19 protein-coding genes are annotated in these 19,588 nt (G+C 66.3%); 3 read left to right on the forward strand and 16 right to left on the reverse strand.

What is annotated here, in order from left to right:
- Genes UU7_RS08155 through UU7_RS08170 form a run of 4 tightly spaced genes read right to left on the reverse strand, consistent with a single transcriptional unit; the run spans position 1 to position 2,982 of the window.
- Positions 1–546, reverse strand: a complete 546-nt coding sequence (locus UU7_RS08155; RefSeq protein WP_007807211.1) for a pilus assembly protein PilP — start codon at positions 544–546, stop codon at positions 1–3.
- Positions 543–1,202 (reverse strand): type IV pilus inner membrane component PilO, encoded by a 660-nt coding sequence (locus UU7_RS08160; RefSeq protein WP_007807213.1) that lies wholly within the window; start codon positions 1,200–1,202, stop codon positions 543–545. Before UU7_RS08160 ends, UU7_RS08155 begins: the two co-directional genes overlap by 4 nt.
- Before the next feature lie 2 nt (positions 1,203–1,204).
- Positions 1,205–1,924 (reverse strand): PilN domain-containing protein, encoded by a 720-nt coding sequence (locus UU7_RS08165; RefSeq protein WP_007807216.1) that lies wholly within the window; start codon positions 1,922–1,924, stop codon positions 1,205–1,207.
- Positions 1,924–2,982, reverse strand: a complete 1,059-nt coding sequence (locus tag UU7_RS08170) for a pilus assembly protein PilM (RefSeq protein ID WP_007807218.1) — start codon at positions 2,980–2,982, stop codon at positions 1,924–1,926. The genes UU7_RS08165 and UU7_RS08170 overlap by 1 nt, the downstream gene beginning before the upstream one ends.
- A 272-nt stretch (positions 2,983–3,254) precedes the next feature.
- Here UU7_RS08170 and UU7_RS08175 point away from each other — a divergent pair, with 272 nt between their 5' ends.
- Complete coding sequence (locus UU7_RS08175; RefSeq protein WP_040673103.1) at positions 3,255–5,780, forward strand: penicillin-binding protein 1A; 2,526 nt, start codon at positions 3,255–3,257, stop codon at positions 5,778–5,780.
- A gap of 67 nt (positions 5,781–5,847) precedes the next feature.
- On the forward strand, positions 5,848–6,522 hold the full coding sequence (locus UU7_RS08180; RefSeq protein WP_007807222.1) for a hypothetical protein: 675 nt from the start codon (positions 5,848–5,850) through the stop codon (positions 6,520–6,522).
- A gap of 63 nt (positions 6,523–6,585) precedes the next feature.
- Here the strand turns inward: UU7_RS08180 and UU7_RS08185 are convergent, their stop codons facing one another.
- The 7 genes from UU7_RS08185 to rpoZ all read right to left on the reverse strand — a co-directional run bounded on the left by UU7_RS08185 (position 6,586) and on the right by rpoZ (position 14,891).
- Positions 6,586–7,881, reverse strand: a complete 1,296-nt coding sequence (locus tag UU7_RS08185; RefSeq protein WP_007807225.1) for a citrate synthase — start codon at positions 7,879–7,881, stop codon at positions 6,586–6,588.
- A gap of 290 nt (positions 7,882–8,171) precedes the next feature.
- The gene (locus UU7_RS08190; protein WP_007807226.1) at positions 8,172–8,426 is read right to left on the reverse strand and encodes a type B 50S ribosomal protein L31; all 255 of its coding nucleotides are present in this window, start codon (positions 8,424–8,426) and stop codon (positions 8,172–8,174) included.
- 81 nt (positions 8,427–8,507) lie between these two features.
- On the reverse strand, positions 8,508–9,443 hold the full coding sequence (locus UU7_RS08195) for a nucleoside hydrolase (RefSeq protein ID WP_007807228.1): 936 nt from the start codon (positions 9,441–9,443) through the stop codon (positions 8,508–8,510).
- Between the two features lie 129 nt (positions 9,444–9,572).
- Entirely contained in the window at positions 9,573–11,687 is a 2,115-nt protein-coding gene (gene recG, locus UU7_RS08200) for an ATP-dependent DNA helicase RecG (RefSeq protein ID WP_007807230.1), read from the reverse strand.
- 95 nt (positions 11,688–11,782) lie between these two features.
- Positions 11,783–12,166, reverse strand: coding sequence for a RidA family protein (locus tag UU7_RS08205; protein ID WP_007807232.1), 384 nt, complete (start codon positions 12,164–12,166; stop codon positions 11,783–11,785).
- Between the two features lie 142 nt (positions 12,167–12,308).
- Positions 12,309–14,474, reverse strand: a complete 2,166-nt coding sequence (locus UU7_RS08210; protein ID WP_007807234.1) for a RelA/SpoT family protein — start codon at positions 14,472–14,474, stop codon at positions 12,309–12,311.
- 126 nt (positions 14,475–14,600) lie between these two features.
- Positions 14,601–14,891 (reverse strand): DNA-directed RNA polymerase subunit omega, encoded by a 291-nt coding sequence (gene rpoZ / locus UU7_RS08215; RefSeq protein WP_007509529.1) that lies wholly within the window; start codon positions 14,889–14,891, stop codon positions 14,601–14,603.
- Positions 14,892–15,086: 195 nt separating this feature from the next.
- On the opposite strand from rpoZ, the gene UU7_RS08220 reads away from it, so the two are divergent.
- Positions 15,087–15,914: an MlaA family lipoprotein gene (locus tag UU7_RS08220; protein ID WP_007807236.1), complete on the forward strand. Its 828-nt coding sequence runs from the start codon at positions 15,087–15,089 to the stop codon at positions 15,912–15,914.
- Between the two features lie 106 nt (positions 15,915–16,020).
- On the opposite strand, the gene UU7_RS08225 is transcribed toward UU7_RS08220, so the two are convergent.
- The 5 genes from UU7_RS08225 to UU7_RS08245 are packed head-to-tail and all read right to left on the reverse strand — an operon-like array spanning position 16,021 to position 19,552.
- Positions 16,021–16,335 (reverse strand): STAS domain-containing protein, encoded by a 315-nt coding sequence (locus UU7_RS08225; protein WP_007807237.1) that lies wholly within the window; start codon positions 16,333–16,335, stop codon positions 16,021–16,023.
- On the reverse strand, positions 16,332–17,009 hold the full coding sequence (locus tag UU7_RS08230; protein ID WP_007807238.1) for an MlaC/ttg2D family ABC transporter substrate-binding protein: 678 nt from the start codon (positions 17,007–17,009) through the stop codon (positions 16,332–16,334). Before UU7_RS08230 ends, UU7_RS08225 begins: the two co-directional genes overlap by 4 nt.
- 50 nt (positions 17,010–17,059) lie before the next feature.
- Complete coding sequence (gene mlaD, locus UU7_RS08235) at positions 17,060–17,911, reverse strand: outer membrane lipid asymmetry maintenance protein MlaD (protein ID WP_007807239.1); 852 nt, start codon at positions 17,909–17,911, stop codon at positions 17,060–17,062.
- Between the two features lie 34 nt (positions 17,912–17,945).
- Entirely contained in the window at positions 17,946–18,719 is a 774-nt protein-coding gene (mlaE, locus tag UU7_RS08240) for a lipid asymmetry maintenance ABC transporter permease subunit MlaE (RefSeq protein ID WP_007807240.1), read from the reverse strand.
- Positions 18,716–19,552, reverse strand: a complete 837-nt coding sequence (locus tag UU7_RS08245; RefSeq protein ID WP_007807241.1) for an ABC transporter ATP-binding protein — start codon at positions 19,550–19,552, stop codon at positions 18,716–18,718. Before UU7_RS08245 ends, mlaE begins: the two co-directional genes overlap by 4 nt.
- Positions 19,553–19,588 lie beyond the last annotated feature (36 nt).

Genomic DNA, 19,588 nt, shown 5'->3' on the forward strand with positions numbered 1-19,588 from the left:
CTATTTCGCGTCGAGCGCGATGCTGGCAGGACGTTCCATCCAGCCACCATTACCGTTGGATACCAGTTCGACCAGATCAATATGGTCTTCGCTGATCGCCGTGATATGCCCGTAGTTCTGACCCATGTACTCGTTGACATGGACGCGGTGGATCACCCCGCCCGGGTCCTTGACCAGCACTTCCATGCTGCCGCCGGCACCGACCGTGCCGACCATCTTCAGGCTGTCCAGCGCGAACAGCTCAAGCGGCTGCTTGGCGCGGTTGGCGTCCGGCCTGGGACCGCTGGTAGCGGCGGTGTTGTTGTCCAGCTCGGCCGTGCTCGGGCTGAACGGGTCACGGCGATCCTGGTCGTCGTACTTGAATGTCTCGAAAGTCTTGATCACCGGCAGCGGCTGGATCGGCGCGCCCTTCTTGGCCTTTTCCTGCGCAACCCAGCTGCGCAGGTCGGACATGCCGCGGGTGCAGCCGCCGAGGATCAGCACGGCGCCCAGCATCAGTGCGAAGCGTGCAGCGTGTGCCGGCTTGATGAATGTCTGCTTGTTCATTTCCGGCCCCCCGCCCTGTTCTTGCCCGCGGGTTTGCTTGATGCCGCGCTCTCATCGTCATCGAGGTAGCGATAGGTCTTGACGGTGCCCTGCAGGACCAGTTGCCCGTTCGCGCCCTTGTCGCCCGCCGCCTTCGGTGTCAGCGACACGTCGTGCAGGGTCAGGATCACCACCCGCGGCAACGAAGCCACGCCGCTGATGAAGGTGCCGAACTGGTGGTAGGTGCCGCTGAATTTCAGGGCGATCGGCCGCTCTGCGTAGAAGTCCTTGGGCGTCTCCGGACCGGGCTGGAACAGGTCGGTCTCCAGGCCGGCCGACTGCGCGGTCTGCGAAATGTCGGTGAGCAGCTCCGGCATCTCGGTCTTGCTGGGCAGCTGGCGCAGCAACTGGCGCAGCATGTCCTGCATCTCGTCGAGCTGCTGTTGCAGCGCCTCGAGATTGACCGACTTGGCCTGCTTGGTGGCGAATTCCTGCTTGAGCGAACCTTCCTTGCCGACCAGCGAATTCAGGCTGTCCTGCTGGTCGCTGATGACGAAGTACCAGCCGGCCAGCAAGACCAGGCCGAACAGGAGCGTGGTGAAGAAGATCTTTACCGACTGCGGCCAGCCACCAACGTTGTTGCGATCGAGGTTCTGGATATCACTGAGGAAACTCATGATCAGACACCTCCCTTCGCAGCGGGCGCACCGACCGGCTTGGCTTCCGGCGTCACCGGGGCCGCGGGCGTGGTCACTGCCTTGGCCGCCGCACCCAGCGGTGCCGGCACCGCCGGCGTGGCGCTGGAGCTGCTGCCCGCGGGCAGCAGCGGTGTCTTGGTGGAGTCGACTTCGTCGGTTTTCGGCTTGCTCAGTTGCACGTTCAGGCCAAACGAGTAGGGCATGCGGGAGGCGTCATGCGTGTTCTGCGTCTGACGCAGGTCGGCATGGCCCATCCACGGCGAGACTTCGATGTTGCGCATGTATTCGGCCACGCTGGCGTTGGACTGCGCCACGCCGTCGAGCGACATCGACTGGCCGCTCTGCTTGAGTCCGGTCAGGCGAGCGCTGGTCGGGATCGTCTTCACCAGTTCGTCGAACAGATGCACCATCTGCGAGCGGTCGGCCTGCAACTGCTCGATGATCTGCTTGCGGGCCAGCAGGTGCTCGCGCACATTCTCCAGCTCCTTGATCTTGGCGATGCGCACGTCGAGCTGCTTGATCTCGGTCTGCAGGTAGGCGTTGCGGTCATTCTGGTTGTCGATGCGCTGGTCCATCCAGAACATCCACACCAGCAACGCGCCAAGGCCGACCACGAAGGCCGCGACCAGCTGCATGTAGAACTCGCGCTCGCGTTGCTTGCGTCGCTCGGCGCGCCACGGAAGTAGATTGACGTGTGCCATCAGTCGAAGCTCCTCAAGGCGAGGCCCACCGCAATCATCAACGCGGGGGCATCCTGCGCCAGCGACTGCGCCTGGACCCGAGGCGACAGCGACATGCGGGCCAGCGGATTGGCGACGACGCAGGGCACGCCGAGCTGCTCTTCGAGCATCGGACCAAGGCCTTCGATCGACGCGCAGCCACCGGCCAGCACGACCTGGTCGACCTTGCTGTACTCACTGCCGGCAAAGAAGAACTGCAGCAGACGGCTGATTTGCTGGATCAGCGATTCCTTGAACGGCTCCAGCGCCTCGGTCTCGTAGGACTCGGGCAGGCCGCCCTTGCGCTTGGCGCGGCCGGCTTCCTCGTAGGAAAGGCCGAAGCGCCGCATGATCTCGTCGGTCAGCTGCTTGCCACCGAAGACCTGCTCACGCGAATAGATGGTGCGCTGGTTGCGCAGCACCGACAGCGTGGTCATGGTGGCGCCGATGTCGACCACGGCCACCAGGGCTTCGCGGCTGACATTGAGCTGGTCGGCGATCATCGCGAAGGCGTTCTCCATCGCGAACGCCTCCACGTCGATCACCGCGGCGGTGAGTCCGCCCAGGTCCAGCGCGGCCACCCGCATGTCGACGTTCTCGGTGCGCGAGGCCGCCAGCAGCACGTTGTTCATGTCGGGGTTGTCGCGGACCGGACCAAGCACCTCGTAGTCGAGACTGACTTCGTCGATCGGATACGGGATGTACTGGTTCGCCTCGACCTGGATCTGGCCTTCCAGGTCATCGTCGGACAGCTCGCTGGTCATCGGGATGATGCGGGTGATCACGGCAGAGCCGGCCGCCGCCGCCGCCGCGTGCTTGAGCTTGGAGCCCGAGCGCGCCAGCGCGCGACGAATCGCGTCACCCACCGCCTCGACCTCGACGATGTTCTTCTCGACCACGGCGTTCGGCGGCAGCGGCTCGACCGCGTAGTGCTCCACGCGATAACGGCCACCCGCCTGACTTAGCTGCAGCAGCTTGACGGCAGTCGAACTGATGTCGACACCAATCAGCGCCGGCTTCTTCGGTGTAAAGAGCCCCACGGTGTTTCCCCCTTGCCGCTGACGCCCGTAGCCAGAAACCTGGCGGGGTGCGCAGTGGCATTAAATCGAAAAATTAATGCAATGGCAACGGTCTACGGAAACTTTCTCAAGTGATTGGCGTGATCCGGGCCACATTTGGGCCAAACCCCTTCTTGGCTCGACCCTTGCTTCGGCGGGCCGGTTCCAGCTTTGGCAAACCACGCCTCATGCGACGAATACTGCTACATCTATACTCTGCCATGTTTTGACTCAGGTCTCGCTATCTCCACACCATGCAAATTTTCAAACGCTTGTTGCGCTGGGCTCTGCTCCTGGCCTTTTCCGGTTTGCTCCTGACAGTTATCGCGGTTGGTGTGGCGTATTGGCTGATCTCTCCCCGGCTGCCCTCGGTGGCCGAGCTGAAGAATTACCCCATGCAGGTCCCGCTGCGGGTGGTCAGCGCCGACGGCAAGCTGATCGCCAGTTTCGGCGAGACACGGCGCATCCCGGTGGACATCGAGAAGGTGCCCGACCGGCTCAAGCATGCGGTGCTTTCGGCCGAAGATGCCGACTTCTACCACCACCCCGGCGTGGACTGGCATGGCATCGCGCGAGCCGGCTGGCATGTGGTGGTGACTGGCGGCGACAAGGGCCCGGGTGGCTCGACGATCACCCAGCAGGTGGCACGCAACTTCTTCCTGAGCCCCGAGAAGCTGTATTCGCGCAAGCTCACCGAAATCTTCATCGCGCTGCGCATCGAGCACGAGCTCAGCAAGGACCAGATCCTCGAGCTGTACCTCAACAAGATGTTCCTCGGCCACCGTTCCTACGGCGTGGCCGCCGCAGCGGAGTATTACTACGGCAAGACCCTGGACCAGCTCAGCGTGGCCGAGTGCGCGCTGATCGCCTCGACCTTCCAGCTGCCCTCGGTGGTCAATCCGATCAACGGGCAGAAGCGGGCGATTGCGCGGCGCAACTGGGTGCTGGGCGAGATGCTGCGCCACGGCTACATCACCAAGCCCGTCTACGAGCAGGCGATCGCCGAGCCGAACCACGCCTTTCCGCATGAGCAGCCGATCGAGGTGGACGCCCCCTACCTGGCCGAGATGGTGCGCCGGCAGGTGCTCGACCGTTTCGGCAACGACGCCTTGACCGAAGGCTACGTGGTGAAGACGACGCTGCAGAGCGGCCGGCAGCAGGCCGCGGTGGATTCGGTGCGCGAAGGGCTGATCGCCTACGACCGCCGCCACGGCTGGCGCGGCCCGGAAGCCCACCAGGATCTGCCGGCAAGCGCGGGCGAAGCCGATTTCGACAACCTGCTGGGCAGCTACGGCAGCATCTCGGGCATGCAGCCGGGCATCGTCACCGCCAGCGACGCCCGGCAGGCGACCGTCTACCTGTCCAGTCACGAAAGCGCGATCCTCGATCTGGCCGCCCTCGCCTGGGCGCGTCCGCACATCAGCGACGACCGGGTCGGAGCCACGCCGACCCGGGTCGACGCCGTGCTCAAGCGCGGCGACATCATTCGCCTGGCCCGCGACGACAAGGGTGAATGGCAGCTGGCGCAGATCCCCGCCGCGCAGGCCGCGCTGACCTCGGTGAATCCCGAGGACGGTTCGATCCAGGCGCTGGTCGGCGGCTTCAGCTTCGTACGCAGCAAGTTCAACCGCGCGGTCATGGCCGCCCGTCAGCCCGGCTCCAGTTTCAAGCCATACCTCTACTCGGCGGCGTTCGAGCGTGGCTTTACCCCGGCCTCGATCATCAACGACGCGCCACTGGCCCTGCCCGACCCGTCACGCCCGAACGGTATCTGGACGCCCTCCAACGACGACGGCAAGTTCGCCGGCCCGATGCGCCTACGCGAGGCGCTGGTGCAGTCGAAGAACCTGGTCTCGGTGCGTCTGCTCGACGCCATCGGCGTGCGCTTCATGCGCGAGTACGCGACCCGCTTCGGCTTCTCGCAGGACGCGATCCCGGCCAACCTGTCGATGGCGCTGGGCACCGCCTCGGTGTCGCCGATGAGCATGGCCCGCGGCTACGCCGTGTTCGCCAATGGCGGCTACCTGGTCACGCCGTATTTCATCCACGAGATCGATGACCGCAACGGCACGCCGGTCTACGTGGCGAACCCTGCCCGTGCCTGCCGCAACTGCCAGGAGCGCCTGCTGGACACCAATCCGCCCGGCCCGCCGCCAGCCGACATGAATCCGACGCCAGCCAACAACCTGGCCAGCCAGGCCGGCGAGCCGGCCAGTTCGAGCAGCGTCGACGGCGTGGGCGAAGCCGTGCTTCCGGCCGATGCGCACGGCGCCGGCGCGCATGCTCCGGTGCTGGCACCACACGTGATCGAGGTGCGCAACGATTACCTGATGGTGTCGCTGATGAAGGATGTGATCCTGCGTGGCACCGGTTCGGCCGCCCGCGCCCTGGGGCGCGACGACCTGGCCGGCAAGACCGGCTCCACCAACGACCACCGCGACGCCTGGTTCGTCGGCTTCGACGGCGAGCTGTCGACCGCCGTGTGGGTGGGCTTCGACGACTACAGCTCGCTCGGCCGGGGCGAATTCGGCGCCAAGGCGGCGCTGCCGATCTGGATGTCCTACATGGGCAGCGCGCTCAAGGACCAGCCATCCAGCACGTTGCCGATGCCGCCGGGAATCAGTACGGTAATGATCAACCGTTACAGCGGACTGCCTTCCGGCGCGGGTGATCCCGATGCCATGAACGAGATGTTCAAGGTGGAGGACGTCGACCGGTTGCGCAGCCAGGCCGCCCAGCAGAAGGAGCAGGACCAGCAACACGCCTACGACATCTTCTGAACCCTCGCCGGCAGCGGCCCGTCCGATGGAAGCTGCCGGTTACCGCACGATGAGGAGCGCCCTGTCCATGTCACGAGGCGAGCACCACCGCATCCACACGCACGACCGCCTGCAACGCAACCGCGTCCGCATCGCCCAGGAAGCGGCACGGCTGATGAGCGAGCACGGCATCCGCGATTTCCACCACGCCAAGCTGAAGGCGGCGGAACGCCTGGGCATCCTCGACACCCAGGCGCTGCCGCGCAACCAGGAGATCGAGCAGGCCCTGCGCGAACACCAGCGCCTGTTCCTCGGCGACAGCCAGCCGCAACTGCTACGGCAACGCCGGGAGGCGGCGCTCGACGCGATGCGTTTCCTGGCGGCCTTCGAACCACGCCTGGTCGGCGCGGTGCTGGAAGGCACGGCGGACGCCCACTCGGCCGTGTGCCTGCACGTCTACAGCGACGATCCTGAAGCCGTGATGCTCTACCTGCGCGAACACGGCGTGCCGTTCGATACCCAGGTGCGCCGGCTGCGCTACGGCCGCGACGAGGATCAGCCGGAATATCAGGTGCTGCTGTTCGCCGCCGACGAGCTGCCGTTCGACCTCACGGTGTTGCCGCGCGACGCGCTGCGCCAGGCGCCACTGGATCGTGCCGACGACCGGCCGATGCGGCGCGCATCATTGACCCAGGTGGAACTGCTGCTGGCGGAAGATCCCGCCGAGGGTTTCGAGCAGCAGTTGAGCGCCGCCCTGCGCTGAAGCGATCCGTCCCGCATGAAAAAGCCCCGGCCATGGCCGGGGCTTTCCTTCAACCGGAGATGCTCAGCGCTTCGTCGTCGGCACGAAGTCGCGCACATCGGCGCCGGTATAGACCTGGCGCGGACGACCGATCCGCGACCCCGGCGTTTCATGCTGCTCGATCCAGTGCGCGATCCATCCGGCGGTGCGGGCGATGGCGAACATCACGGTGAACATCTCGGTGGGGATGCCCAGCGCCTTGTAGATGATGCCCGAGTAGAAATCGACGTTCGGGTACAGCTTGCGCTCGATGAAGTATTCGTCCTTCAGCGCCGCCTCTTCCAGCTTCATCGCCACGTCCAGCAGCGGATCCTTCACGCCCAGCTCGGCCAGCACCTTGTGGCACATCTCGCGGATGATCTTCGCGCGCGGATCGAAGTTCTTGTACACGCGATGGCCGAAGCCCATCAGGCGGAAGCTGTCGTTCTTGTCCTTGGCCCGCAGGATCGCCGACTCGACGTTGTCCGGGCTGCCGATCTCCTCCAACTGCTTGAGCACGGCCTCGTTCGCCCCACCGTGAGCCGGACCCCACAGCGCGGTGATGCCGGCGGCAATCGACGCGTACGGGTTGGCGCCGGTGGAACCGACCAGGCGCACCGTCGAGGTCGACGCGTTCTGCTCGTGGTCGGCATGCAGGATGAACAGCAGGTCCAGCGCCTTGGCCGCGACCGGGTTCATCTGCAGCGGCTCGCTCGGCACCTCGAACATCATGTGCAGGAAGCGATCGACATACTCTAGATTGTTGCGCGGATAACGCGACGGCCAGCCGATCGAATAGCGGTAGCAGGCAGCGGCGATCGTCGGCATCTTGGCGATCAGGCGGATCGCGGCGAGCTTGCGGTCGGCCGGGTCGTCGACGTTGAGGTCGTCATGGTAGAACGCCGACAACGAGGCGACGGCGGCGGCCAGCATCGCCATCGGGTGTGCGTCGTGGTGGAAGCCCTGGAAGAAGTTCTTCAGCGACTCGTGCAGCATCGTGTGATGCGAGACATCGTGCTCGAACGCAGCGAACTCGTCCGCCTTGGGCAGCTCGCCGTTCAGCAGCAGGTAGGCCACTTCGAGGAAGCTGGACTTCTCGGCCAGCTGCTCGATCGGGTAACCGCGATACAGCAGCACTCCCTTGTCGCCATCGATGTAGGTGATCGCGCTCTTGGTGCTGGCGGTGCTGCCGAAACCCGGGTCGTAGGTGAAGTGGCCGGTGTCCTTGTACAGGGTGGCAATGTCGATGCACGCCGGTCCCAGCGTGCCGCTGACCAGGGGCAGCTCGCTGCTGCGACTGGTCGACTCATCCACCAACTTGACGATCTTGGGATCGGACACGGAAATCTCCTTGCATGTGGGTCATCACCGGCGGCCATCGCCAGGGGCGACGCCGTCCGGTGCGGAATGCCTGGCTTCGACGGCCGGGGAAAACAGCCGAAGCAACGAACGCCTTGGCGTCAGCTCACCGGCCATTATCGCACAAGGCCACGTGCACATTCGATGGCGAATGGTCGAATGCCGGACGCAAAAAGACACGGGGCAGGCCTGCGCCTGCCCCGTGTCTTCGAACCGCTTCGGCGATCACCGGCGCCAGGCGCCTGCAGCGACCGGCCCGCAGCGACCGGCGATTACTCCTTGACGGAGCCCGCGTAACGGCGACGGAACTTGTCGACGCGACCGCCCACGTCAAGCGTCTTCTGCTTGCCGGTGTAGAACGGGTGCGAATGGCTGGAGATATCCACCTTGATCAGCGGGTACTCGTTGCCGTCTTCCCACTTGATGGTTTCCTTGCTGGACATGGTCGACTTGGTCAGGAACGAGAAGTCGGACGACAGGTCCTGGAACACCACCGGGACGTAATTCGGATGGATATCAGGCTTCATGGCTGGCTCTAAAGCGGTGGTGAAAAGAGCGGCATTGTAACGAGGATGCGCCTGGCTGTGCAAGTCGCCCTAGCCCCCGGATCAGTCCGGCACGCCCAGCGCACGCTTCACCATCGCGGCAAAGCGCGCCTGGTCCACCTCCAGCACGATGTTCGCCTGGGCCGGCCGGCCCAGCCGCGCCGCCCAGTCGACCACCGTCGCGCCGCGGGTCAGGCGGCCATCCAGTTCCACCGCCACCGCCCGCTTTTCACTGCGGGTGACGATCGAGGGGTCCAGCGCGACGGCCATCGCCAGGGCGTCCGCGGCGACCAGCCCCGTGCGTTCGTGCAGGGCGTTGTAGCAGCGCGCCGTGGCCACGATCCGCCCGAAGAAATCCGCGCGATGGTCACCGGCGGCCAGCCAGCCGTCGAACTCGGCATCGTCGAAGGCGTGCCGCAGGGTGGCTTCCCAGTCGACCAGGTCGAATGCCGGGAACGCCTCGAACACCACGTGGGCCGCCTCGGGGTCGAAGCCGATGTTGAATTCCGCCGGCACCTTGCCGGTGTTGCCGTGGCCGGTGACCGCACCACCCATCACCACCAGTCGCGCCACCCGTTCGGGCAGGCTCGGGTCCAGCCGCAGCGCCAGCGCCAGGTTGGTCAGCGGGCCCAGCGCCACCAGGGTCAGCTCGCCGGGCCGCTCGCGGGTCAGTCGCAACAGCGCCAGCGCCGCCGACTCGGCCGACACCGCGGCGGCAGGCTCGGCGAAACCCACGTCGCCGAAGCCGTCCTGGCCATGCACGAAGGCGGCGTCTTCTTCCGGTGCGCGCACCAGCGGCATGGCGCACCCGGCGAAGACTGGCGTCGTCATGCCCACCAGGTCGACCAGGGTGCGCGCATTGCGCACGGTGTGGCCCAGGCCCACGTTGCCCGCGGCGATGCTGAGGCCGGCCAGATCGGCATGGGCGTAAGCCATCAGGATGGCGAGGGCGTCGTCGACACCGGGATCGGTATCGATCAGGAGTTGCGGCTTGGTCATGTGGACGGGTCGGGTGAGATCAGCTGAGTAGCTTAAAGGGAACAGGGAACGGGGAACAGGGAACAAGGGCCAGAGCGGCGACTATCCCGGTCCATCCCCGTTCCCCGTTCCCCGTTCCCGCTCCACCCTTCACGCATGCGCGTAACGGGCGGCGCCGCCGATCCAGCGCTCGATCAACTGGACGGTCTGCTGCGGATGCTCCGCCAGCATCCGTTCGCCGACCTGCTGCACGGCCGGCAACAGGTGTGCGTCGCGGGTGAGGTCGGCGATGCGGAAACTGAGCTGCCCGGTCTGGCGGGTACCCAGCACTTCGCCGGGCCCGCGCAGTTCGAGATCCTTTTCGGCGATGCGGAAGCCGTCGCTGGTTTCACGCATCACCTGCAGGCGCTCGCGTGCCAGCTGACCCAGCGGCGGCTGGTACAGCAGCACGCAGTTGGAGGCCACCGCGCCTCGGCCGACGCGGCCGCGCAGCTGGTGCAACTGGGCCAGCCCCAGCCGCTCGCTGTTCTCGATCACCATCAGGCTGGCGTTCGGCACGTCCACGCCGACCTCGATCACCGTGGTGGCCACCAGCACGGCGAGTTCGCCAGCCTTGAACGAATCCATCACCGCCTGCTTTTCCTTCGGCTTCATGCGGCCGTGGATCAGGCCGATGCGGAAGCCCGCCAGGGCGGCCGACAGTTCCGCGTGCGCCACTTCAGCCGCCTGCGCACGCAGCTGTTCGGATTCCTCGATCAGGGTGCAGACCCAGTAGGCCTGGCGACCTTCGCCGCAGGCCGCGTGGATGCGCTCGATCACCTCGACCCGTCGCGCGTTGGAGATCGCGATGGTCTGCACCGGCGTGCGACCGGGCGGCAGTTCGTCGATCGACGACACATCCAGGTCGGCATACGCACTCATCGCCAGCGTGCGCGGGATCGGCGTCGCGGTCAGCACCAGCTGGTGCGGCACCAGTTGTCCGTCCCTGCCCTTGTCGCGCAAGGCCAGTCGCTGCTGCACGCCGAAGCGGTGCTGTTCGTCGACGATCACCAGACCGAGCCGCTCAAACGCCACGCCCTCCTGCATCAGGGCGTGCGTGCCGATTACCACCGGTGCACCGCCAGCGACCCGGGCCAGCGCCTGCTGGCGCGCCTTGCCGGTGACCTTGCCGGCCAGCCACTCCACCTCGATGCCGAGCGGCTGCAGCCAGTGCCGGAAATTGTGCAGGTGCTGTTCGGCCAGCAGCTCGGTCGGCGCCATCAACGCCACCTGGTGGCCGGCCTCGACCGCCGCCAGCGCGGCCAGCGCCGCCACCACGGTCTTGCCGCTGCCGACATCGCCCTGCACCAGTCGCAGCATCGGATGGTTGCGTGCCAAGTCGCCAGCCACTTCGTCGGTGACCCGCTGCTGCGCCGCCGTCAGCCGGAACGACAGGCTGGCCAGCAACTGCCGGCGCAGCTCGCCGTCACCACCGAGCTTCGGCGCACGGCGGCGGCGCACTGCCTCGCGCATGCGGCGCAGGCTCAGGTGCTGGGTCAGCAACTCCTCGAACGCCAGTCGCTGCTGCGCCGGGTGCCGGCCCAGCACCAGCTGGTCCAGGCGCGCATCCGGGGGCGGCCGATGCACGTACAGCAGCGCGTCGCGCAGCGACGTAAGACCATGTTCGGCGCACAGCGCCGACGGAATCAGCTCCAGCCGGGCCGCAGGCGGCAGCAGCGCCAACGCCTTGCCGATCACCCCGGCCAGCCGCTTCGGCCCCAGCCCCTCGGTGGTCGGATAGACCGGGCTGAGCAGGTCGTCGACGGCCGCCACGGCCTCGCCGGTCAGACGCTGGTAAGTCGGATGCACCATTTCCAGGCCCTGCGCGCCATGACGAACCTCGCCATAGCAAAGCAGTCGCGCACCCGGCGGCAACTGCTCGGCCTGGGCGCGATTGAAATGGAAGAAGCGCAGCAGCAGGGTCTGCCGGCTGTCGTCGCCGATCGCCACTTTCAACTGGGGTCGATGGCGAAAACCCCGCTCGACCGCCTCGACCACGCCTTCGACCTGGGCCCGTTCACCCGGGCGCAGGTCGGCGATCGGGGTGACCCGGGTCTTGTCTTCGTAGCGCAAGGGCAGGTGGAACCACAGGTCCTGCACCCGCTCCAGGCCCAGCCGGGCCAGCGACGCGACCAGCGCCGGCCCCACTCCCGGCAGCTTGCCGACCGGCGTGAGGCCGGGATCGGTGTCGACGGGGACTGCGGGGCGGGCGGGACGTGTGGCCATGAACGACAAGCCTACCCGAGCATCCGCATCCGTCGTAAGCCGGACGGCGACGCACGCTGTCGGCGCCGGCCTCGCACTGGATCAGCCGATGTCGCTCAGGGCAGCACCATCACCGCATCCACCTCGACCTGGGCCGCCTTCGGCAGCGCGGATACCTCGATCGTGGAGCGCGCCGGATACGGCTGCTGGAAGTACTCGGCCATCACCGCGTTGACCGCGGCGAAGTTCGCCAGGTCGGTTACATAGATGCCCACCCGCACGATCTGCGCCAGCGAGCCACCGGCGGCCGTGGCCACCGCCGTGAGGTTGTCGAACACGCGCCGTGTCTGCGCGGTGACATCGCCATCGACCAGCGCGCCGGTGGCCGGGTCCAGCGGAATCTGCCCGGAGAAGTAGACGGTGTTGCCTGCTCGTACCGCCTGCGAATACGGACCGATCGCGGCCGGCGCCTGTTCGGTGGTGATGATGCTGCGGGACATGGGGTTTCCTCAGGGAATCGGGAATCGGGAATCGGGAATCGGGAATCGGGAATCGGGAAAGTTATCGCGTCGTCGTGGCCATGCAAACCCCGGAGCATCGAAACGGCGAACCATTCCCGATTCTCCATTCCCGATTCCCGGCTTACAGCGGATACCGATACGCCCCGCTGACCACGCCGGTGCGGCGCACGCGACGGATCACGTCGGCCAGGTGCTTGCGGCTTTTCACTTCCATCGCGAACAGCAGGGTGGCTGCCGCGGAGTCGCGTTCGACGTACTCCACGTTCTCGATGTTCGAGTCGGCGGCGGCGATCGCGGCGGCCACGGTGGCCAGCACGCCGGGGCGATTGATCACCTCGATGCGCAGCTCGGCCCGATAGTCGCCCTGCACGTCGCGATCCCATTCGATCGCCACGCGGCGTTCGGGCGACTTGCTCAGCTCGAACACGTTCGGGCATTCCTCGCGATGCACCACGATGCCCTTGCCCGAGGACAGGTAACCGATGATGTCGTCGCCCGGCAGCGGGTGGCAGCAGTTGGCGAAGCTGAGCACGCCGCGCTCGGCGCCGGTGATGCGGATCTTCTCGTGCGTGTGCGCCGGCAGTTGCGGCTTGCCGGCCTTCTTGCCGCGCGAGGCGAGCAACTGGCTGGCCACCACGTCGGGCATGCGGTTGCCCAGCGCGATGTCGGACAGCAATTCTTCCAGCCGCTTGAGCTTGGAGGTCTCCAGGAAGCGGTCGAGCACCGCCGGCGGGACGCCATCGAGGCTGCTGCCCAGGGCGTCCAGCGCGCGATCGAGCATGCGATGGCCGAAATCCACCGCGTCCTCGTGCTGCAGGTGCTTCAGGTACTGGCGGATGGCGGCACGCGCCTTGCCGGTCACCACCACTTCCAGCCACGCCGGGTTCGGCACCGCCGACGGCGCGGTGATGATCTCCACCAGTTGCCCGGATTCCAGCCTGGTGCGCAGCGGCAGCAGCCGCTTGTCGACCCGCGCGGCCACCGCGTGGTCGCCCACGTCGGTGTGCACGGCGTAGGCGAAATCCAGAGCGGTGGCATTGCGTGGCAGCGACAGGATGTCGCCGCGCGGCGTGAACAGGTAGACCTCGTCGGGGAACAGGTCGATCTTGACGTTCTCGATGAACTCCGACGACGACACCGTGTTGGCCGAACTGTCGACCAGCGATGACAGCCATTCCCGCGCACGCGCCTGCGCGCTGTTGGCCGGGCCGCTCTCGGTCTTGTAGGCCCAGTGCGCCGCCACGCCGCTCTCGGCCACCGAATCCATCTCGGCAGTGCGGATCTGCACCTCGATCGGCGCGCCGAACGGCCCCAGCAGCACGGTGTGCAGGGACTGGTAGCCGTTGGCCTTGGGAATCGCGATGAAGTCCTTGAAGCGCTTGTCGACCGGCTTGTACAGCGCGTGCACCATGCCGAGCGCCATGTAGCAGCTCATCGCGCTGTCGACCACCACGCGGAAACCGTAGACGTCCATCAGCTGGGCGAAGCTCTTGTGCTCGCCACGCATCTTCGAATAGATGCTCCATGGCGACTTGATCCGCCCCACCACCAGGGCCGGCAAGTGGTCGGCCTGCAGGCGCGCAGTCAGCGCCGCCTCGATCTTGCCCATCGCCTCGCGTCGGTTGCCCAGCGCCGCGCGGATGCGCTCGCTGATCACCCGATAGCGGTCCGGATACAGGGCGTGGAAGCCCAGGTCCTGCAACTCGGCCTTGAACTTGTTCATGCCCAGGCGCTGCGCGATCGGCGCGAAGATCTCCAGCGTTTCGCGGGCGATGCGCCGGCGCGAGGAGCCGTCCTTGGCGCCCAGCGTGCGCATGTTATGCAGCCGGTCGGACAGCTTGATCAGGATCACCCGGATGTCGCGCGCCATCGCCAGCAGCATCTTGCGAAAGCTTTCCGCATCGGCTTCCTGGCGGGTGCCGAAGCGCATCTTGTCCAGCTTGGTGACACCGTCGACCAGTTCGGCCACGACCTCGCCGAACTCGGCGGCGATGTCCTCGCGGCTGAGCTCGGTGTCTTCCAGGGTGTCGTGCAGGATCGCCGCGATGATCGTCTCGGCGTCCAGCCCCAGTTCGGCCAGGATGCCGGCCACCGCCACCGGATGGGTGATGTACGGCTCGCCGCTCTTGCGCTCCTGCCCGGCGTGCGCCTGCGCGCCGATCTGGAACGCGCGCATGACCCGCGTCACCTGCGCTTCGGGCAGGTAGTTGATGCGTTCCTTCAGGGCCAGCGCATACGGTGGCAGCGCGGACAGGTCGACCGTGGCGGGATGGGTGGCCGCAGTCATCGTTGCCGGCGCCTGTTCAGGCGCCTACCTCGAGCCGGATGGCGCGTGCGACTGCCGGACGTGCGCGCTGGATGACACCGGTCATGCCGATGTCGCGCGAGCACGTGCTACAGCAGCCGCCATCCATCAGTCGTCGCCACCCTTGGAGAGATCGTCGTCCACTTCCGCTGCCGCCCACTCCAGCGCCTCACGCTCGGCGCGCTCGCGCTCGGCCTTGTCGATCTGGTCGATCGTGGCCTGATCGATGCGGCGCGCAGCGATCTCGCGCAGGGCCAGCACGGTGGGCTTGTCGTGATCCGGATTGACGGCCGGTTCGGCGCCCTTTTCCAGCTGGCGCGCGCGCTTGGTCGCCATCAGGACCAGTTCAAAACGGTTGTCGACCACCTCAAGGCAGTCCTCCACGGTAATACGGGCCATGCGAATTCCTTAGGGAATAGAGACTTATATGGTCTGACAGTGTAGTTGAGCGGATGCTTTGCTGGCAATGCGCACGGCGCGTATCATGGCCGGCTGGCCACGGATGGACGCGCTGGACAAAAACCTGCCGAAAACCGTGCAAGATACAAAACCAGACAGTACACTTAACTGTCCCCCGACGCGAACCCTGCACTGATGCCTTCTTCGCTTCGCTCCTCCCTGCTTGGCCGCTGGTTGCCCGTGCTGGCGATCGCGTTGCTGGCTGGCTGCACGATTGCCAAGCCGCGCACCGACGATCCGCTGGAGAAGTTCAACCGCGGCGCCTACAAGTTCAACGACGCCGTGGACAAGGCGGTGATCCGTCCCGTCGCGCTGGGCTACCGCAAGGTGACCAATCCGCCGGTGCGCCGCTCGTTCAGCGACTTCTTCACCAACATCCGGATGCCGATCACGGTCGCCAACGACCTGCTGCAGGCGCGGCCGAAGCAGGCGCTGCAGAGCACCGGCCGGTTCCTGGTCAACCTGACCCTGGGCATCGGCGGCTTCTTCGATCCGGCCAGCCAGCTGGGCCTGCCGCTGGAAGACAACGATTTCGGCGTCACCCTGGCGCGCTGGGGCGCGCCGGAAGGCGATTACCTGATGCTGCCCCTGCTCGGCCCCAGCACGGTCCGCGACATCTGGCAGCGCCCGGTGGACAGCTACTTCTTCGATCCGCTGACCCTGTTCGCCAACAACCATCACTACAACGGCCTGCAGTACATGCCGCAGATGATGTACCTGGTGACCATCCGCTCGCGCGCGATCGACGCGGAGGGCTTCCTGCAGTCCGCCTATGATCCGTACGTGTTCATCCGCGACGCGTACCGGCAGCAGCGCCTGTACAAGATCTACGACGGCAATCCGCCGGTGGAGATCATCCAGCAGATGCAGGGCCTGGACGAGCAGAACTTCGATCCCGAGGAATTGCTCGACCAGCAGCATCAGTGGGAAAACAGCCATCCGGGCCAATCGAGCCAGCGCTGACCGGGCCGGCCTCGCCGAGGCGGTGCCGATGCGCTCCCCAGGGAACGATCGGATGACCACGAAAAAGGGGCCGCGAGGCCCCTTTTCATTTTGCCGCTCCGTCGGGTCAGCCGATCATCCGGTCGACTTCGCAGACCTGGGCCAGCGCCTGCATCCCCGCAGGCATGCGGGTGACCTCCAGCGATCGGCCACGGCCACGCACATCGGCCACCACGGCAAGCACGCAGGCCAGCCCGGCGCTGTCGCTGCGGGTCACCCCGGCCAGGTCGAGGCGGTTGATGCGAACGTCGGCCGCCAGCGCAGACTGCATCGCCTGCAGGGCGTCCTTCGCCGTGTCAAAACCGAGCTCGCCGGCCACCGCCAGGGTTGCCGGCGAGCCCACGTCCAGGCGGAAGCCGGAAGCAGCGACGGCCCTCGTCACGGCTTGTCCTTGTTGTCCTTGGCCATCGTCTCCAGCGCCTTCTCGCCCTGGGTCTCGAGGTTGGTGATCAGCTGCTCGATGCCGACCTTGCGGATTTCCGCATCCACCTGGTTGCGATAGTTGGTGACATAGGAAATGCCCTCGATGATCACGTCGTAGGCCTTCCAGTCGCCATTGCGGCCCTTGCGGAACGCATAGTCGATCGATACCAGCTTGCCGTCGTCCAGCACCACCTGGGTACGCACCACGGTGCGCTTGTCGTTGAGGTCGCCCTTGAACGGCAGCACCTTGACCCGGCCACGGGTGTAATTCAGCAGGCCTTCGGCGTAGCGGTGGGTGATCGAGTTGTAGAACGCCTTGGCGAAACGCTCGCGCTGGGCAGGCGACGCTTCGCGGGCATGCTGGCCCAGCACCAGGATCGAGGCGTAGTCCAGATCGAAATGCGGCAGGAACACCTCATCGATGACGCTGATGAGCTTCTCCTGGTTCTTCTTCAGCTCGTCGCGATGCCCTTCGATCGCCGAGGCCAGCTGGTCGGCGATCGTCTGCACGACCTGGGCCGGCGTCGGCTGGCTGGCATCCGCCGCGGCGGGCGCGGGCGTCTGGGCAAACGCCGGGGCGGCGACGACGGTGCCGAAGGCGATCGCGGTGGCAAGGGCCAGTCTGCGCAACATGGGTAACTCCTCAAGCGGTACCGGCTCGTCGAGCCGACGGGGATGGCGGGCTATTTGCTGCCGTTGCCGGCATCTTTCTTGTCGCTGGACGAACCGTTCACCAGGAACTTGCCGATCAGGTCCTCCAGCTGCATCGCGGACTGGGTCAGGATCATCTCGTCGCCGTCCTTGAGCGCGTCGGGTGAACCGCCCGGCTGGATCGCAACATACTGGGTGCCGATCAAACCGCTGGTGAACACCGCGGCGGCCGAATCGTCGGGGATCGCGTCGTAGCGCTTGTCGATCGACAGCACGACGTCGGCGTTGAGCTTGACCGGATCGGCATGCACCGACTGCACGCTGCCGATCACCACGCCGGCCATCTTCACCGGCGCGCCGGCGGACAGCGTGCCGACGTTGGTGAAGCTGGCCTTCACCGCATAGCTGCCGCCCACGTTGTCGACCACGCCGCCGGCACCGAAGAACTTGCCCAGCATCTCTTCCAGCGGCTGGGTGGACCTGGTCCGCGCCAGCGTGCCCCCGCTGGCCACCGCCTGCTTCGCGCTGCCGTACTCGATGCCCACGTACTGGTCGCCAAGCAGGCCGCTGGTGAAGATCGTCGCCACCGAATCCTGCGGGATGTGGTTGTAGCTGCGGTCGATCGACAGCGTCACGTCGGCCACGTCGTGATCGGGCTTCAGCGTGATCGACTGCACCTGGCCCACCCGCACCCCGGCGATCTTCACCGGCGCGCGTTCCTTCAGCTGGCCGATGTTGGTGAACTGCGCCTGGACGGTGTAGCTGTCGCCCTGGTGGACGTTAGCCACCGAACTGGTCTGGGTTGCCAGGTAGGCCAGCGCGGCAAAACCGAGCACGATGAACAGGCCGGTGCCGACGGCATACGAACTTCTGGGTTGGCTCACGGCAGAATCCTCGGAAAACGATGGGTCATGGCAGTTACATCAGGAAAGCGGTGAGCACGAAATCGAGCGCCAGGATGGCGATCGATGAGGCGACCACGGTGCGCGTGGTGGCATACGCCACGCCTTCGCTGGTGGGTGGCGTGGTAAAGCCCTGGAACACCGCGATCAGCGACACCACCGCACCGAAGGCGAGGCTCTTGAACAGCACGCCGTTGACGATGTCGGTATGCACGTCGACCACCGCGGTCATGTTCGACCAGAACGTGCCGTTGTCGATGCCCAGCCAGGTGACGCCGACCAGGTGGCCGCCGAACACCGCCATCGCGCAGAACACGCAGCACAGCAGCGGCATCGCGATCAGCCCGGCCAGGAAGCGCGGCGTGGCGACGTAGGCGATCGGGTCGACCGCCATCATCTCCATCGCCGAGATCTGGTCGGTGGCGCGCATCAGGCCGATCTCGGCGGTGATCGCGGTGCCGGCGCGGCCGGCAAACAGCAGCGCGGTGACCACCGGGCCCAGCTCCCGGTACACCGACAACGCCACCACCATGCCGCTGGCCGAGGTGCCGCCGAAAATCGACAGCACGTGGTACAGCTGCAGCATCAGCACCATGCCCACGAACAGGCCGCAGACCATGATGATGGTCAGGCTCATCGCGCCGACGAACCACAGCTGGCGCGTGGTCTCGCGCAGGTAGCGGAAGCTGCGCGGGATCGCCGCCAGCAAGGTGAGCAGGAACAGGCCGCAAAGGCCGATCTGCGTCAGCGACTGGGTCACCACATTGCCGTGCTGCCCGCGCGCGCTCATTTCGTCACTCCGGCAAGGCCCAGTTCGGTGGCGTAGTCACCGGCCGGATAGCGGAACGGAATCGGGCCGTCCGCCTCGCCGCCGAAGAACTGCCGCGTCCACGGCGAGCCGTCGCCGGCGATCGTCCTCGGATCGCCCTGCGCGACCACCTTGCCGTTGGACAGCAGCATCACGTGATCGGCGATCTGTTGCACCGCGTCCAGTTCGTGCGACACCAGCACGCTGGTGATGCCGAGCGTCTTGTTCAGGGTACGGATCAACTTCAATACCTGGTTCAGCGCCACCGGATCGAGACCCACGAACGGCTCGTCATACAGGATCAGTTGCGGGTCGAACACGATCGCCCGCGCCAGCGCCACCCGTCGCGCCATGCCGCCGGACAGCTCGTTGGGCATCAGTCGCGCGGCGCCGCGCAGGCCCACCGCCTGCAATTTCAGCAGCACCAGGTTGCGGATCAGCACCTCGGGCAATTTCGTGTGCTGGCGCAGTGGGAACGCCACGTTCTCGAACACGTCGAAGTCGGTCAGCAACGCGGAATTCTGGAACAGGTAGCCGACACCCTCGCGCAGCTTGTACAGCTCTTCGCGCGACAAGCCGGCGACGTTGCGGCCGCCGACGTGGATGCTGCCGGCATCGGCACGCATCTGCCCGGTGATGTGCTTCAGCAGGGTGGTCTTGCCGGTGCCGCTGGGGCCCATGATCGCGGTGACCTTGCCGCGCGGAATGTCCATGTCCAGCGCGTCGAAGATGGTCTTGCCGTTGAGCACCGTGGTCAGGCCACGGATCCGCACCAGGGTGGGGTCGTCGGGTGTGGCGCGAACGGGGTCGGTCATGGGCGGCAAACGACGTGGAGAAAGCGGACAAGGTAG

The organism is Rhodanobacter spathiphylli B39 (genome assembly GCF_000264295.1).
Classification (GTDB): Bacteria; Pseudomonadota; Gammaproteobacteria; order Xanthomonadales; family Rhodanobacteraceae; genus Rhodanobacter; species Rhodanobacter spathiphylli.